The sequence below is a fragment of the Lysinibacillus sp. NPDC097868 genome (assembly GCF_044761135.1).
Taxonomy (GTDB): Bacteria; Bacillota; Bacilli; order Bacillales_A; family Planococcaceae; genus Lysinibacillus.
In genome coordinates, this window is sequence record NZ_JBIWBS010000001.1 from 2,854,350 (window position 1) to 2,870,401 (window position 16,052).

13 protein-coding genes are annotated in these 16,052 nt (G+C 36.7%); 3 read left to right on the top strand and 10 right to left on the bottom strand.

Annotation, left to right across the window (positions count from 1 at the left end; translation table 11 throughout):
• Window positions 1-10: 10 nt before the first annotated feature.
• The 5 genes from trmB to pepV all read right to left on the bottom strand — a co-directional run bounded on the left by trmB (window position 11) and on the right by pepV (window position 5,337).
• Window positions 11-658, bottom strand: a complete 648-nt coding sequence (gene trmB, locus ACIQXJ_RS14325; RefSeq protein ID WP_403054664.1) for a tRNA (guanosine(46)-N7)-methyltransferase TrmB — start codon at window positions 656-658, stop codon at window positions 11-13.
• 77 nt (window positions 659-735) lie between these two features.
• Window positions 736-1,689, bottom strand: a complete 954-nt coding sequence (locus ACIQXJ_RS14330) for a diacylglycerol/lipid kinase family protein (protein ID WP_403054666.1) — start codon at window positions 1,687-1,689, stop codon at window positions 736-738.
• A gap of 3 nt (window positions 1,690-1,692) precedes the next feature.
• Window positions 1,693-2,700 carry a nuclease-related domain-containing protein gene (locus ACIQXJ_RS14335; RefSeq protein ID WP_403054668.1) on the bottom strand — a complete coding sequence of 336 codons (1,008 nt, stop codon included), beginning with the start codon at window positions 2,698-2,700 and terminating at the stop codon, window positions 1,693-1,695.
• Between the two features lie 201 nt (window positions 2,701-2,901).
• On the bottom strand, window positions 2,902-3,756 hold the full coding sequence (dat, locus tag ACIQXJ_RS14340) for a D-amino-acid transaminase (RefSeq protein ID WP_401020778.1): 855 nt from the start codon (window positions 3,754-3,756) through the stop codon (window positions 2,902-2,904).
• Window positions 3,757-3,933: 177 nt separating this feature from the next.
• Window positions 3,934-5,337, bottom strand: coding sequence for a dipeptidase PepV (gene pepV, locus ACIQXJ_RS14345; protein WP_403054670.1), 1,404 nt, complete (start codon window positions 5,335-5,337; stop codon window positions 3,934-3,936).
• 358 nt (window positions 5,338-5,695) lie between these two features.
• Here pepV and ACIQXJ_RS14350 point away from each other — a divergent pair, with 358 nt between their 5' ends.
• Complete coding sequence (locus ACIQXJ_RS14350) at window positions 5,696-5,917, top strand: DeoR family transcriptional regulator (RefSeq protein ID WP_025220342.1); 222 nt, start codon at window positions 5,696-5,698, stop codon at window positions 5,915-5,917.
• A gap of 139 nt (window positions 5,918-6,056) precedes the next feature.
• Complete coding sequence (locus ACIQXJ_RS14355; RefSeq protein WP_403054672.1) at window positions 6,057-7,229, top strand: MDR family MFS transporter; 1,173 nt, start codon at window positions 6,057-6,059, stop codon at window positions 7,227-7,229.
• Window positions 7,230-7,307: 78 nt separating this feature from the next.
• Here ACIQXJ_RS14355 and ACIQXJ_RS14360 read toward each other — a convergent pair whose 3' ends face one another.
• The 4 genes from ACIQXJ_RS14360 to asnB form a co-directional block, all read right to left on the bottom strand.
• Complete coding sequence (locus ACIQXJ_RS14360; protein ID WP_403054674.1) at window positions 7,308-8,822, bottom strand: GGDEF domain-containing protein; 1,515 nt, start codon at window positions 8,820-8,822, stop codon at window positions 7,308-7,310.
• A 163-nt stretch (window positions 8,823-8,985) separates the two neighbouring features.
• The gene (locus ACIQXJ_RS14365) at window positions 8,986-9,699 is read right to left on the bottom strand and encodes a pseudouridine synthase (RefSeq protein ID WP_403054676.1); all 714 of its coding nucleotides are present in this window, start codon (window positions 9,697-9,699) and stop codon (window positions 8,986-8,988) included.
• An 8-nt stretch (window positions 9,700-9,707) separates the two neighbouring features.
• Window positions 9,708-11,321 carry a putative polysaccharide biosynthesis protein gene (locus ACIQXJ_RS14370; protein ID WP_403054678.1) on the bottom strand — a complete coding sequence of 538 codons (1,614 nt, stop codon included), beginning with the start codon at window positions 11,319-11,321 and terminating at the stop codon, window positions 9,708-9,710.
• A gap of 253 nt (window positions 11,322-11,574) precedes the next feature.
• Window positions 11,575-13,422 (bottom strand): asparagine synthase (glutamine-hydrolyzing), encoded by a 1,848-nt coding sequence (asnB, locus tag ACIQXJ_RS14375; protein WP_403054680.1) that lies wholly within the window; start codon window positions 13,420-13,422, stop codon window positions 11,575-11,577.
• Between the two features lie 195 nt (window positions 13,423-13,617).
• Between asnB and ACIQXJ_RS14380 the strand changes: the two genes are divergently transcribed.
• Window positions 13,618-14,868, top strand: coding sequence for a BaiN/RdsA family NAD(P)/FAD-dependent oxidoreductase (locus tag ACIQXJ_RS14380; RefSeq protein WP_403054682.1), 1,251 nt, complete (start codon window positions 13,618-13,620; stop codon window positions 14,866-14,868).
• Between the two features lie 309 nt (window positions 14,869-15,177).
• Here the strand turns inward: ACIQXJ_RS14380 and ACIQXJ_RS14385 are convergent, their stop codons facing one another.
• Complete coding sequence (locus ACIQXJ_RS14385) at window positions 15,178-15,870, bottom strand: AIM24 family protein (protein WP_403054684.1); 693 nt, start codon at window positions 15,868-15,870, stop codon at window positions 15,178-15,180.
• Window positions 15,871-16,052 lie beyond the last annotated feature (182 nt).

Below are 16,052 nucleotides of genomic sequence, written 5' to 3' on the forward strand. Positions count from 1 at the left end.
CTACTATTTACTATTTTTTAATAAATTGCGATTCTAAACGATAAATTGGCTGCCCTTTAGCAGAAAATTTCTGCTCATATTCTGTCATAACATTATCTTCTGGCATATTTGCATGTAGGTCGAGTGATACATACTTTAATAACATACCATATTCAGACATACTAATTAACGAATACTCAAACAGACCACGGTTATCCGTTTTAAAATGAACTTCCCCATTATCCACTAGAATCGACTCATATAATTTCAAAAAACCCTCGTGCGTTAAACGACGCTTTGCATGGCGTATTTTCGGCCAAGGATCTGAGAAATTCAAATACACACGATCTACATCATTTTTTTCAAAAAATTTATTTAAATCTGCGCCATTTACTTTTAATAAGCGTAAATTCGCTGGAGATTTAGCTTCTAATATATTTTCTAAAGCGCAAACAATCACGCTATCATATAGCTCAATACCAATATAATTAATATGTGGATTTTGCAGAGCCATCCCAGTCACAAATTGACCCTTCCCAGTACCTACTTCAATGTGTAATGGGTGATCGTTACCAAAGACAGCTTGCCAATTTCCTTTAAAGTCTTCAGGATTTGGAATAATCACCTCTGGATGATTTGTAATCATTTCCTCTGCCCAAGGCTTATTTCTTAATCTCAATTTTCTTCCTCATTTCTTAATAGTGAAATTATTGATTTTTTATTAGTATAACGTAAAAACGTCACATTCGCATGAAATTATTGCGAAATGACGTTTTTCGATTTTTCCAATGTTATACATTTCCATGCTTGTTGTTGCACTGTACATCGCACGACCGCATCCTGCCCAATCGCACCAATATAATTTCCATCAGTATGACAATCAACGCTATTTGCATGCACAACAATCTCAAATAGCTCGCTTTGTAAAAAAGATATTTCTCGAAACTTTGTATGCTTTTCAAAAAAAACCGTGGCGAATACTAATAGCAGCTTTACTCTTGAAATATTGTGAACAATAGTTAATTCAACTTTGCCATCATCTGCTTTAGACATAGGTGAAATTTTCATACCGCCACCAAAATACGGTTGATTGCTTGTAGCAACAAACCAGACATTTTGAAAGTGAAGCGTTTCATTTTGTGTAAGGACTGTAACATCGAAACAAGTAAAGCGAAATAGCCCTCTAACAACTGCAGCAGCATATGATAGCTTTCCTAGCCCTATTTTATTGAAATAGTATTTAAGACGCGACTTATTTATTTGTCTTGTGACATAGGCATCAAAGCCAATGCCAGCATTATTGACGAACACTTCATGTTTAATAGCTCCTAGCTGCAGCTTTCCGATATCCATCGTAGTGGAAGGCATCTCAGTTTTCACATATGTTTCAATCTGTTTCGCATTTTTAAATGTTTGAAAATAACGTGCAAAATCATTACCAGAGCCTGCACTAACAACAGCAATAACGACTAAATTATTATGTACAATGCCACTAACAACTTCATGAACAGTGCCATCTCCGCCAACTATTATAATTAACTTTTTTGTTTGGTCATTTTGCGCCCATTGCTTAGCAATTTCTTGACCGTGCCCTTCATATTGTGTGAGCGCGACTTGATAGTCAATGGTTAAATGCTGTTGTAGTCTATTCCAAACAATTTTACCTTTTCCATTTCCTGCAAACTCATTAACAATAAATAATACACGCATTTGTTATTCCTCAGCTTTTGAAGATGTCTGTTGCCAAATATCACGATTAAACGACGTTGTTTGCACGTTATTTAAAATTGTTTGTGCTGCTCGAATTTGCATATGTTTCATAGGTGATGAAACATTTTTCAATGACTGCATCCATTCATTATAATTACGGCGATCGACTAATTGAACACTAAAAGATGAACCAGGGTAATCAAAATAACCATTACGTGTTAAAATGACCTTGCGAATCGGCATATCTATTTGATCTTGTTTAAATAATTGTGTTAAGACAGATTCCATTCTGCTTAAGCTAATCATCGGGTTCAGTATTTTAGAATCCTTGGTTCCCACTTTTTTCACCCAGAAGCGTTCACTGCCACCTACGTACACCGCCTGATTCTCTGATTCAAGCACAGTAATACAAATACACTCTGTTGGTGACATTAACACAACATCTAGCTCGATTGGTGCTTTTCTCACCTGTAAAATCGGATAGTAAAAAACTAAATAGTTATCTGGTAAGTTTTGCAACAATGTACGTAATAAAGAATCACGCATAAATCGAGGGTCTACATACGATTTTTCTCGCAAAGTGGAGCTTGCCCATTTCATTTGAAAATGAAAAAATTGGTCAATAAACATCCGCTTCAATTCATGGATGGACTGAGGTGCGTAAACAATATTAGGTTCAAATGATAATGTTGTTTCTTCTTCAGGAATTACATCTTCCTCATTGGCAAATTCGTTCGTAATTTCTACTTGCTCAATATCTTCTTGTATATCTTCTTTTTGGCGCCCTGCAAAAATCTTTTTAAATAATGAGAAGCGCTCCTTTTCTTCAAATGAATCATTGTCTTTTTCATTCTCAGTATGTTGCCATTCGGTAATATCTTCACCTGATTCCCATTGACGTTTAATACGCTCCCATTGACTTTTTTTTAAGCGCACAAACTGTGTTGGATATCTTGCTAAATCAATTTGATAACGTGAAATATAATCTTGTATTTTCACTAATTGTGCCATGTTTAGGTCACTCCAATCTTACTGCCCCATATCAACTTTACCTCATTGTCGGCTTTTACTAATACCAATTAAAGGCTCTATCCTTTTTATTTTACATGACGTTACAGGAGAATACATGCATATTTTGTTCTATAAAAAAGAGCTAGCCTAGCACCTCGGCTATTAACCAAGTTTTAGGTAGCTCTTTTTAATTACTTGCTGTTATTTGGCGTTGATTGAAAGTGGTAATTTCGCCTCAAATGCTTTTTGTAATTTACGCGTCCATTCTCCAGGAACACCTGCACCAATTTGACGACCATCTACATCGATAACGGGTGTTACTTCAGATGAAACTGATGACACGATAATTTCATCCATTGCTAATAAATCGCCTTTCGTCATAGGCTCTTCAATAACAGGTAAATTAATTTCTGCTGCACATTTTAAAATAACTTGGCGTGTAATACCATTTAGGATGTAGTTATTTGCTGGGTGCGTATAAAGTTTACCGGCTTTAATACCGTAAACATTAGCAGATGAACATTCTGTTACAGTATCACCACGGTGTAAAATTGCTTCATAGCAGCCTTTTTCAGAAGCCTCTTGCTTTGCAAGCACAGCTCCAAGTAAATTTAAAGACTTGATATCACAACGTAACCAGCGAACATCTTCTACCAATGTTGCCTTTACACCTTTTTCAAAATTTTCAATTGAACGCTCGCCAGCTTTAACATTACCTGTTAGGACAGCTGGTACACTTGCATCCGGGAAAATGTGGTTACGAGATGTTGTACCACGTGTAATTTGAAAATAAACATGACCTGTTTCTAAGTTATTTTTTTCGATTAAATCATGCAGTAATTTGTGTAAAACGTCTTTTGTATAAGGAATGACAAGACGAATTTTTTCGGCACTAGCATAGAAACGATCAATGTGTTCTTGTGCTGTGAACATATTTCCGTTATAAACTTTAATTACTTCATAAATACCGTCACCAAATTGGTAACCACGGTCTTCTGGTGAAACTGTAATAGATCCTTCTTCAACGATTTGATCATTCCATAATGAGTATGCCATGTTCATACATCCTTTTCATTTTTGAGTTGTTTTTCGCATTTACAGGTACGGTGTTTCCCATTACACAATAAAGTAAGACTAGAAATAGGAAATCAAAGTACTTATTCAGTGAAGAGCGTTGCACGTGACGCTTATCTATCTAAGCGTGCAAGACGTCACTCTCTTGCTGATTTACATTTACTTCCCTGCAAGTTCAACAATTGCTTCTGCGTAAATAGCCGCAGCTTTTACTAAATTTTCAATGACAACGAATTCATCCGCACGATGTGCCACATCTGGCTCACCAGGGAATAACATACCGAATGCCACACCTTTTTTCATAACGCGTGCATACGTACCACCACCTGTAGAAAGGAGCGGTGTTTCGTTATCACCTGTTTGACGGCGGTAAACACCAGATAATGCTTGGATTAATGGGTCATCCTCGCTTACATAATGCGGTTTTGAATCATCTTGAATATCGAGTGAAAATCCTTTATCAGCAGCTAAGCGTTGAGCCTCTGTAATTTTTTCATCAAATGGGTACGTTACAGAGTAGCGCATACTAATTACCATACTGCCACCTTGCGCCACATCATATGTTACAATACCCGGATTTAATGTCGTTTTACCAGACATATCATCCTCAAATTGTAATGCTAGGGCGTTGCCATAATGGTCCTGATGGAATATATCTGCGATAAAATCGACAAATTGCTTACTTCCTTCTGTCGTCAACTCTTGCTGTAAAAATGCTGCAAGGTAAACAGCTGCATTGACACCTTTCTCAGGCTCCATTGCGTGTGCTGCTTTTCCTTTGATAGTTATTATATAGTGAGAACCCTCTATTAATAAAGAGCCTTCTAGCTGATTTTTACTTAAAAATGTTTGAAAATTCTGTTCGAATTGTTCAGATACTAATTGAATTGTCGCTTTTGCGAAATCTGGTACCATATTTGGACGCTTACCAGCATTAAATAGTAGTAGCTGTTCTTTCGTAGCATCCACAGATTTATTTAGAGAGAACACAAGCTCAGCGATGCCCTTTTCGGCATTAATGAGTGGGAAGTCTGCATCTGGTGCAAAACCGAATGTTGGCATTTCCTCATTTTTAAAATAATGGTCGACACAGCGGAAGCCTGTTTCTTCATCCGTACCAATAATCATTCGTACACGTTTGTTTAATTGAATGCCTGCATCTTTCACAAGCTTCATCGCCATCCATGCAGCAATTGTTGGGCCTTTATCGTCTATTGCACCTCGGGCAAATAATTTCCCATCGGCAATCGTGCCACTAAAAGGTGGATAAGTCCAATTCGTTTCATCACCTTCCGGCACAACATCAACATGACATAAAATACCGAGCAATTCTTCACCTTGGCCCATTTCAATATGTCCAGCATAATTATCAACATTTTTTGTTTGTAGCCCTTCAGCTTCACCTTTTGCTAGCAACCATTCCAGCGCCTTTAACGGTCCATCACCAAACGGCACATTTGCTGTTATTGTTTTTTCATCTAATACACTATTAATTTGCACAAGCTCTTGCAACTCTTTTATTAATTCATCTTGTCTTTCCTTTGCAGCATGTAACCAATCCATACTATGTACCTCCTCCATTTTATAATAAGATTATTCTACTCTTTACTTAGAAAAATACAATCGTCTTTCTAACTATCATTTACCTATCTTCCCTTTACACTACCACATATAGCATCTTTTACACTAATGTCCACAAAATACAGCTAAATCTTTATGTATATATTGTAAATTTCTATTGCATTCACTAGAAAATTGCTTCGTTTTTCTATATAATAGAGTTATCAGAATTGTTGTTCTGAACATAAAATTAGAAAAGGGGATGTCTAAGGCAGCTATTTAAAAAGCCTCAGTGCACTCCGCACATAGTGTCGTCCGCTAGTCTATGCCAAGTGAATTAAGATGAAGGAGTGGTTCATTTATGAAACCAACTACTGATCGAATGCTTAATCGTATTAAAGACGTGTACATGTTTATTTTAGACAAAGGAACCGTGTCTACACAGGATTTAGTCGAAGAGTTTAGCATCACTCCTCGCACCGTTCAAAGAGATTTGAACGTGTTAGCCTTTAACGATTTGGTGATGAGTCCAAGTCGAGGCAAATGGACAACGACGAGTAAAAAAGTAAAATTGACGTCTTAGTTTTTGCGCACTTTGCGTAAAGCATTTTTGTAAGAAAAAAAAGAATGGCCTTTCGTCGGGGTCATTCTTTTTTTCTATTTACAGTCTCTTCACAATCCGTTACACTCGAAACATTCTACATGTTGAGAGGAGGATTTTTATGCAACTATCCAAGATGTTCCACCCACTCGTTTGGATTATTTTAGGTGGTACTATATTTACACGTATTGCGAGCTTTATGGCAATGCCTTTTCTAGCTATATATTTACATAATGAAATTGATGCCTCCCCTTTACAGATAGGGCTGACCATTGGTATTGCACCATTAATTTCCACAGTAGGTGGTTTTTTTGGCGGTTATCTAACAGATCGCTTTGGTCGCAAAAGTGTCATTTTACTTACGATACTCGTTTGGAGTATTGTTTTCTTCGGCTTTGCTACAGCACATACAATTTGGTTCTTCGTCGTACTAAATGCGTTGAACGGTTTATGTCGCTCGTTCTTTGAGCCTTCCACACAAGCATTAATGATTGATTTCACTCCGGCAGAAAAACGTAAAAGATTGTTTTCATTGCGCTATACAGCTATTAATATAGCCGCAGTTATAGGACCTCTTATTGGTGTTTATATAGCCCAGTTATCCAGTCCTAGCATTCCGTTTATGCTGACAGGTGCTATGTACATTATTTATGCAATATTTTTATTTTTCGTTTTGAACCGTTATGAAATGCAGCAGCAAAAAGCTAAAACACAAACTAAAGTGCTTCAAACCTTTACGATTCTATTAACAAACAAAGTACTACTAAGTTTTATTTTTGGGGCAATTTTAATAAATATTGGCTACTCCCAATTCGATTCAACACTTCCGCAACTTATTGAGCTTAAAATCGAAGATGGTGCTAAGCTCTATTCTTTACTAATTTCGTTAAATGCGGCCGTTGTTCTTTTACTACAATTACCGATTAGTATTTTTTCAGAGCGTTTTTCATCATCAACCATTCTTCTTATTGGTATCCTATTCTTTGCGGTTGGTTTAACGTTATTTGGCTTATCTACGGGCTATCCACTGTTCATTTGTGCAATGGTCATATTTACGATTGGCGAAATATTTGCTTTCCCAACGATGAATGTCATGATCGATGAGATTGCACCAGATACACAAAAGGCAACATATTTAGGCGCATCCCAGTTTAAAAATTTAGGTGGTTTTATTGGTCCTATAATCGGGGGATGGCTTTTAACGCATTATATTGATGCAATGTTTGTAGTAATCGCAGTCCTTGTTTTATGTAGTTCCCTTTTCTATCGATCCAAATTACAAGGTACTTCCTAACAATGCACTTCACTTAAAAAAGCACGAGTCACGTAGGTCGGCAATTTCCCCTCCCCTACTTGTCTCGTGCTTTTTCAATTAGTTTGCATATTTTTCTTCTGTCGATGCTACTTCATCATAACTGGAGTATTGGTCTTTACCCGCTTTCTTTGACAGATATAATGCTTTATCAGCTCGTTCAAATAAACTCAATTCTGTTTCATTTGGTTTTTCACAAATTACCCCGCCCATACTAACAGAAATTGCTGACCATTTAATATTATCGACATTCTTTAAACTTCGTATTTTCGCCAAAATGGCATTTGCTAACTGCACCATAAGCTCCTCGTTTGCATCATATAAAACAATTGCAAATTCATCGCCGCCAAATCTTACAACAAAGCCATTGTTTTTCACGACTTCATTTAAAATATTGGCTGTTTTTATAAGAATCCTATCGCCTTCAGCATGACCAAATTGATCATTTACTTGCTTAAAGTTATCTAAATCTATTAATAATAAACCAGGCGTATTGGCATTTCTTTTTCTTAATAACTTATCCATTTTACTTATATATGTAGCACGATTAAATACATTTGTTAGTGGGTCATACGTTGCTAATTGTATTGTGTTAGAAAACAATCTATTAATAACCATCAGCATTATAAATGATGTTACTAATGCAATCATCAGAACAAACCAAAACTGTTTCGTATTATTAGCAAGTGCAGTTAGCTTCGTATCGTTACCATATTTCACATACACTACTCGCTTTGTAGATGCACCTCGAACAGCCTCTGCCTCGTATGGAATAAAACGATATGTCTCTATATAACCATCGCCTAACTCTTGTTGATATTCAGCTGGCTTCATCGTTCGAAGAGCTAACTTAAAATGCTCCTGAAATTTTTTTGACTGGTTTTTTACAGTTGTCCGACTGGAATCTGTGTCTGAGAAAAAAATACCACCTGCATTAATTGTTCGTAAATCTAGCAAATCATCATATTTATCAATTAAATAAGTAGAGGTTTTTCCAAAATTGAACGTTTGAAAAACAGGCACTTCACTTAATTTCAAGCCAAGCTCTAATAAATATTTTTTGTCAGGCGTTGCCAAATAACTAAATTTTCGATACTCACCTGTAGTTGTCGAAACATCAATGCCATCTGTATAAAACCGTCCGCTCTCTCTTCTTTCATCTAGTAAAGAAGAAAAATTTTTACAGCAAAGGGAAAAATTCAGCCCTTTATCTTTTTCAAATGTTGTATAAATAACAGTATTCGTTTTATCCAATATGTATATATCCATACCATGGTTGTTTTTCATTTGCAGTAAATCCCACGTAGCAAGATTAGGATTTTCCTCATAATAAGTAGCTAATGCATGTAGTTCTTGTTCCATGTTTTCCGAAATATTTTTATCAAAATAAAAGTGTGCATTATCTACAGTTTGCATATCGGTTAGAATATGATTTTCAATTAATGTTCGATTACTAGCTTCTTGGTCTTCAATATTTGCCACAAGTATTTGCCTATTTACATAAGATATTACAGCAACAAGTATTAATGCAAAGGCAATTAAAGATATTAATAATTTAATTCGTAGTTTTTTCATTAACATGTCCTCTACTCATCTTCACTATCATTTTTTGAACATAAAATTTTTCGGTACGCTTTAATCCCCTATAATATTTTATTGATATATCATATTATACAGTTCTTGGGACAAACATGTATAAAAAAATCCTCGATACTAAAATACAGCATCGAGGATTTCTTTAATCTCTATTTTGTAAACCTGCTAATTCTTCAGTCGTTAACTCACGATATTCACCTAATGCTAAGCTTTCGTCAAGTTGTAAGCTTCCCATAGAAAGCCGTTTTAAGTAGATAACACGTTTACCAACTGCTTCAAACATACGTTTCACCTGATGAAATTTACCCTCTTGTATCGTCAATTCAATTTCTGATTGCGGTGCAGATTTCAAGATGACAAGCTCACCTGGCTTTGTTACATAGCCATCATCTAACTCAACACCACGAGCAAATATTTCTCCATCTTCTTGCGTAACGATACCCTCAATTTTGGCATAGTACACTTTTGGTACATGTTTCTTTGGAGATAATAAATTATGAGCCAATACACCGTCATTCGTCAACAGTAACAAGCCTTCAGTATCTTTATCTAAACGCCCAACAGGAAATGGTTGAAAATGCTGGTGTAGGGGATCTAATAAATCAATGACAGTTTCATCTCGTAAATCTTCAGTTGCAGAAATAACACCAGGAGGCTTATTCATCATATAGTACACAAACTCTGTATATACTACACGTTCACCATAGACGACAACATTTTGCTGCTCGGGATCAACATGCATTGCTGCATCCTTCACATATGTGCCATCAACAGAAACTGCCTTTTGTTTTAGGAGTTGCTTAACTTCCTTTCGTGAGCCATAGCCCATATTGGCTAGTAATTTATCTAAACGCATAGTTCCTCCTATTTAAATCCAAATTTACTTGTAATACGTGTCAATCGCTCACCCAGTAATTTTTGTGCTAAGCCTAAACGTAATGACAAATATCCATAAACAGCAATGCCAACTGCTGCACAAATAACAGAGTATACGAGCGCAGAGAATTTGCCATCCACTGGTCCCATCACAAGTTCTAATAGCTTATGGACAATTAATACACTTATCGCCATCGCAGCTGTTAAAAGTGTAATAAGCATTACGCGACGTAATACCATTTCTGATTTATAATTAAGCGTTTTTCTAAGAACTAACATATTAATAATAATTGATACACTGTAGCCAATCGCAGTTGCCAAAATAGCTCCATCAGCTTCTAACCAACGAATGAACGTTATGTTAAGTGCTAGCTTGACTAAAATACCTGATAGTAAGCTGAAGACAATCCACTTTTGAAAGTCGATGCCTTGTAGCAGTGCAGCAGTTACTTGGAACAACGCAAATAAAATCGCAACTGGCGCATAATGAGCTAATATAGCTGCACCCATTTCACTTTCTGAATAAAGCATAAAGTAAATTTCATTTGCTAATAATGAAATACCAACAACAGCAGGTAAGGTAATGAAAATTAATATTTGATACGTTTTATCCATCGCATGACGTAGCGATAAGTACTCACCCTGTGTATAATATTTTGTTATTGTCGGTACTAGTGCCATCGAAAAACCAGTAGCTAGCATAACTGGAATGATTACAACTTTATGTGTTGTAAAGTTGATCATCGATAAATATTCATCTGTAACTTTCGCTAAGCCAATTGAACTCATCGCTCCATTAAACGTTAGCATATCCACTAATTGAAATAATGGATTCGCAACCCCTACAAATACCATAGGAATCGAGTATGTTATCACTTCTTTATAAATATTCGACATTGGTAGCTGTGTTGAAGTAACACTTTGACTACGCAATAAATTAAATTCAGGTTGATATTTTTTCCAATAGTAATAGAGCACCATTAAACCACCAATTGCACCGATAAAGGCCGCAAATACAGCAAAAGAAACTGCTGTTTCAGGTTTGCCATTAAACACAACAACTACTAAGAAAGAACCACCTAATAATACGACAATTCGAACAATTTGCTCCACTAACTGCGAGATTGCTGTTGGTTCCATTTTGTCATAGCCTTGGAAGAAGCCACGCCACAAACTCATAAATGGCACAACAATAAGTGCAAAACTTACCCAACGGATAACAGAAGCAATTTGCTCTACTGAAAATTTCTGTTCATCACTTTTTATAACGAGCTCACCAATCGGTGTTGCAAGTATAAAAAGGGCAGCAAATGAGGCAATGCCCGTAATCATCATAATGAGTATGCCTGACTTCATCAGCTTGCGTCCTGATTGATAATCTCCCATTGCGTTGTATTTAGAAACAAACTTAGAAACAGCAATGGGTGCACCTGAAATGGCTATTGCTAGCATAATTGAGTAAGGAATATATGCATATTGATACAGCGCGATATTTTCTTGCCCAACAATCGCATAAAAGGGAAAAATATAAATTAATCCAAGCACCTTGGATAAAAACATCCCTAAAGTTAATATCGCTGTACCTTTCATTAAATTGGACATCGTATCCATCCATTCATTAGTAAAATCAAGCTTTTATATGTGATAAAACGTCATCACTTTTGAAACAATAAATAAGTAAACCAACTGTTATCTTAACATATTTAAAAGAAAACAGATGCATAATTACGCTGAAAAATTTTCGAACCAACATCCCAAACTTCAATAGATTAATTTGATGTCAAATAATTAGCACATTCCGAAAAAAATAGCGGTTCAAAAAATCAGATAGATTCTTTGAACTGCTACTTCTATGTTACATATCAACAAAGAATTGTTTATACCATACTAAGAACACATAAGTTGTCCAAATATAGCGACCACGATTTGCTTTGCCCTCATAATGTTCATCTAAATAACCAACTAATTGTTTCGTATCAAAAAACTCATTGGCAAAGTCTGTTGTAAACATGTCCTTCACCATATTGTAATACTTTTCTTCACGCAACCAGTGGCGAATTGGTACTGGGAAACCAAGCTTTGGACGCTTTGCCCATTCTTCTGGTAACTCTTGATGCGCTGCTTGACGAAGCACATATTTCGTATCGATATCATTTACTCGATATCTTGATGGTATATCTTTTGCTAGTTCCATTACTTCTTTGTCTAAAAACGGTACACGCAATTCAATAGAATGCGCCATACTCATTTTATCCGCCTTTAATAAAATATCTCCAGGCATCCACAAATTCAAGTCTAAATACTGCATTTTTGTGATATCATCATCACCTGGTACTTCATCATAAATACGTTTTGTAATCGTTTTGACAGAAGGACCGTTTTTGTAGTCAGGTTTTAGGACATTTAATGCATCTTCCTCATCCCAAACAACCGCTTCCCCAATAAATCGTTCTTCTACTGTTTGACCGCCTTTTACAAGGAAATGCGTGTACTGGTTTTTAGGTAACGCTTCTGCAACACCACGTAATGCTTTTCGAATACCGAATGGCACTTTCTCGTATTTTTGCATTCTACCAGAGTTTTGGTACCAAGAATAGCCACCAAAGATTTCATCCGCACCTTCGCCCGAAAGGACTACTGTTACATCCTTCGCCGCTAGCTCTGATAGGAAGTAAAGCGGTACAGAAGATGGGTTTGATTGTGGCTCATCCATATGCCACTGAATTTTTGGTAATGCTTCAAAACATTCATCCGCCGAAATATATTTACGCTCGTTTTGAATGTTTAATGTATCCGATAAATCTTTTGCTAAGTTTGTTTCATTGAACATATCTTCATAGTCAGAGAAACCGACAGAGAATGATTTATCAGGGCGTAATAAAGATGTAATATAACTTGAGTCAATACCGCCAGATAAGAAAGAACCAACCTTTACATCACTAATTTGGTGGGCGTCTACAGATTCTTTCACTGTTGAACGAATATCTTCCACATATTTTTCTATTGGCGCTTCTTTAGCATGGAATTTTTTATCCCAATATTGCACAATTTGTTTTTGTCCATTTTGAATGACCATATAGTGCGCTGGTGGTAATTTGTACACACCTTTAAAGAATGTTTCGTCCATTGAAGAATACTGGAATGTTAAATAAGGACGTAATGCATTTTTGTTTAATTCTTTAATAAAAGCTGGATGTGGCATGAAAGATTTGATTTCTGAACCAAAAATAAATGTTCCATCCGTTGTGTTTTCCGTATAGTACAACGGTTTAATGCCGAAGCCATCACGTGCGATAAATTGTAAATCTTTCTTTTTATCCCATATACAGAATGCGAACATCCCGCGAAGCTGTTTGACGAATTCTACACCGTACTGGATATAGCCGAAAATTAATACTTCACTATCTGATTTAGTTTTAAACGTATGACCCTTTGCTTGTAGGTCTTCACGTAACTCTTGGAAATTATATATCTCCCCATTGAAAACAAGCACGATGTCGCCATCTGGGCTATAAAGAGGTTGATTTGCCACGTCTGATAAGTCAATAATACTTAAACGACGGAAACCTAACGTTACTTTATCGTCACTATGAATACCACCACTGTCCGGTCCACGGTGAATAATCGTATTCATCATATTTTCAATTGTTTGGTGATGATCAATCACATTTGTTCCATTAATATAGCCAATAAATCCGCACATCTATTTTTTCACCTCATAATTTAGTGCATAACCTCTACCATCATAGCACGAAACGTTCATTTCATGCTGTCATTATAGATAAAAAATTATAATGCACTTTATTATAATTTTCAATGTAAAGTAGCCGCCCTCTATATAGACTTCATGTATAATAGGAAAAGTTCCTAAAAATGAAAAGAAAGTGAGTTCACATATATGTATGATGTAATCGTTATTGGTGGTGGCCCTTCTGGATTAATGGCTGCTATTGCTGCTGGAGAACGAAAAAAGAAAGTTTTACTACTTGAAAAAGGGACAAAGCTTGGTAAAAAGCTAGCAATCTCTGGAGGTGGTCGTTGTAACGTAACAAACAGACTTCCCGTGGAAGAAATTGTTAAACACATTCCTGGCAACGGTCGTTTTTTATATAGTCCATTTACTGTTTATAGTAATGAAGATATTATTGCCTTTTTTGAGGGACTAGGTGTTGCATTAAAAGAAGAAGATCATGGTCGTATGTTCCCTGTGTCAAACCGTGCGCAAGATGTCGTCGATGCACTTATTCGTCAATTGCAGCGACTACATGTTGAAGTTCGTTTAAATACACCTGTTAACAAGTTACTAATGGATGAAGAAAAAATTCTTGGTGTGCGCTTAGCAGATGGTACAGAAGTACGATGCGAGGCCGTTGTTGTTGCAGTGGGAGGAAAGGCAGTCCCTCAAACAGGTTCTACAGGTGACGGCTATCCTTGGGCTGAGAGAGCTGGCCACAATGTAACAACACTATTTCCAACAGAAGTACCCATTTTATCGAAGGAAGAATTTATTCAAACAAGAGAGCTCCAAGGACTAGCATTACGAGATGTTGCGGTTTCAGTTCTCAATAAAAAGGGCAAGCCACTTGTAACACATCAAATGGACATGCTCTTTACGCATTTCGGATTAAGCGGCCCTGCCGTTTTACGCTGTAGTCAATTTGTTGTTAAAGAGTTGATGAAAACCGGTTACGAGCCTGTCACAATGCGAATTCAAACACTTGTGGACTTCAATGAAGAAACTTGTTTGCAATATTTAAATAAGCTTATTAAAGAAGAACCAAAAAAAGCTGTGAAAAACGTTTGGAGAGGTGTCGCACCAGAACGCTGGCTATTATTCTTATGTGACCGTGCAAAGGTTGATGTTCAAATGACTGGCACTGAATTATCTCAAGAAAAAATCCGCGCTCTAGCACATCTACTAGTTAATTTCACGCTGACTGTTAGTGGTACGCAATCTCTCGACAAAGCATTTGTTACAGGTGGTGGCGTATCTGTAAAAGAAATCGAACCGAAAACGATGGCGTCCAAGAAAAAGTCAGGTTTATTTTTCTGTGGTGAAATTTTAGATATTCATGGCTATACAGGCGGCTACAATATTACGTCTGCGCTCGTTACGGGACGAATTGCAGGAATGAATGCCGCATTATAAATGGCTCGATTCAATTGGCAACGCCAAAGGTGCCGGTACAAAACTTTAAAATACTTTACAAGAAAGCATTAGTTGATGGTAGCGGAGACGGTGACTCCTGCTCAGAAAGCACGCATCGCAAGACGCAACAAGCCGCTCGTTAGCGAGGGTTGCGGCTTACGGTGGGCCCGCGGAAAGCACCGCCGTAGCGGACACCAACGACATTGTAAAAAAAAAGTGTTAGATTGATGGCAGTCAATCTAACACTTTTTCACTTTTGTCTCTGCTTCTTTGCAACATTTGAAATACTTTTATACCGTAGCGCTTCTTTTAATTTTCGCTAGACAAATAAACCTCTTCATATGGCTGAATAATGACAAAGCCTTCGCCTGAGAAAGCCATTTGGATTGATTCACCACTTCCGCGTCCAATAAACGTACGGAAGCTAATATCTGTTTTAAATTCAGGTGTTAAATTGCCTGACCACGCTACTGTAGCATGCGGATCTGTATAAACCGTCTCACCAGGCTTCACTAATAAAGTTAAAGGCTCAAAATGAGTTGTAATGGCTACCTTACCTCTTCCTTGTAAGGTTACATTAAACAATCCACCAGACATAATACCAGCCATTTTACGCATTAAATGAATGTCCCAATTGATAGTTGGTTCAAATGCCAGTAAGTCATTTCCGTTTACACAAATGCTTTCGTCTTTCAAATCAAAAATAGTCACTTTTTTCCCTTGATCAGCTAAATAGAGACGTCCCTTCCCTTTTGCTTTCATAAGTTGCGTTCCTTCGCCTGTCAGTGCTTTTTTAAACATTTTTGAAAGACCATGCTCTAAAACTCGTTCTCGTTCAAACTTTATATCGCCTATGTATGAAATCATAGCCCCCATTTTCGACCAGACCTCACCATCTAAGTTAACCTCTAGTACACGTTCCGTTTCTAACTCAAAATATTCGTTTACATGATCATTTTGTTGTGTCGTGTTTACGAAGTCGTTCAATGAATACTTCCCCATGTACATCTCCTCCTCTTTATTACCTTTATATACGTTGCATGTCACGAAAAGATTCACTAACTCTTGTCGCTTTTAACAGGCAAACGGAACGAACACATTGATTTACTATAATTTTGATTATTTTCACAGTAAGGTGCCGTCATCAATAAAAGAATATCGTTGCAAAAATTCTCTTTTAGTAC

Bases quoted from the DNA above. Each gene is read 5' to 3' on its own strand.
- ACIQXJ_RS14330 (WP_403054666.1), bottom strand. From the start codon at position 1,689: ATGCGTGTATTATTTATTGTTAATGAGTTTGCAGGAAATGGAAAAGGT.
- ACIQXJ_RS14335 (WP_403054668.1), bottom strand. From the start codon at position 2,700: ATGGCACAATTAGTGAAAATACAAGATTATATTTCACGTTATCAAATT.
- dat (WP_401020778.1), bottom strand. From the start codon at position 3,756: ATGGCATACTCATTATGGAATGATCAAATCGTTGAAGAAGGATCTATT.
- pepV (WP_403054670.1), bottom strand. From the start codon at position 5,337: ATGGATTGGTTACATGCTGCAAAGGAAAGACAAGATGAATTAATAAAA.
- ACIQXJ_RS14350 (WP_025220342.1), top strand. From the start codon at position 5,696: ATGAAACCAACTACTGATCGAATGCTTAATCGTATTAAAGACGTGTAC.
- ACIQXJ_RS14355 (WP_403054672.1), top strand. From the start codon at position 6,057: ATGCAACTATCCAAGATGTTCCACCCACTCGTTTGGATTATTTTAGGT.
- ACIQXJ_RS14360 (WP_403054674.1), bottom strand. From the start codon at position 8,822: ATGAAAAAACTACGAATTAAATTATTAATATCTTTAATTGCCTTTGCA.
- ACIQXJ_RS14365 (WP_403054676.1), bottom strand. From the start codon at position 9,699: ATGCGTTTAGATAAATTACTAGCCAATATGGGCTATGGCTCACGAAAG.
- ACIQXJ_RS14370 (WP_403054678.1), bottom strand. From the start codon at position 11,321: ATGTCCAATTTAATGAAAGGTACAGCGATATTAACTTTAGGGATGTTT.
- asnB (WP_403054680.1), bottom strand. From the start codon at position 13,422: ATGTGCGGATTTATTGGCTATATTAATGGAACAAATGTGATTGATCAT.
- ACIQXJ_RS14380 (WP_403054682.1), top strand. From the start codon at position 13,618: ATGTATGATGTAATCGTTATTGGTGGTGGCCCTTCTGGATTAATGGCT.
- ACIQXJ_RS14385 (WP_403054684.1), bottom strand. From the start codon at position 15,870: ATGGGGAAGTATTCATTGAACGACTTCGTAAACACGACACAACAAAAT.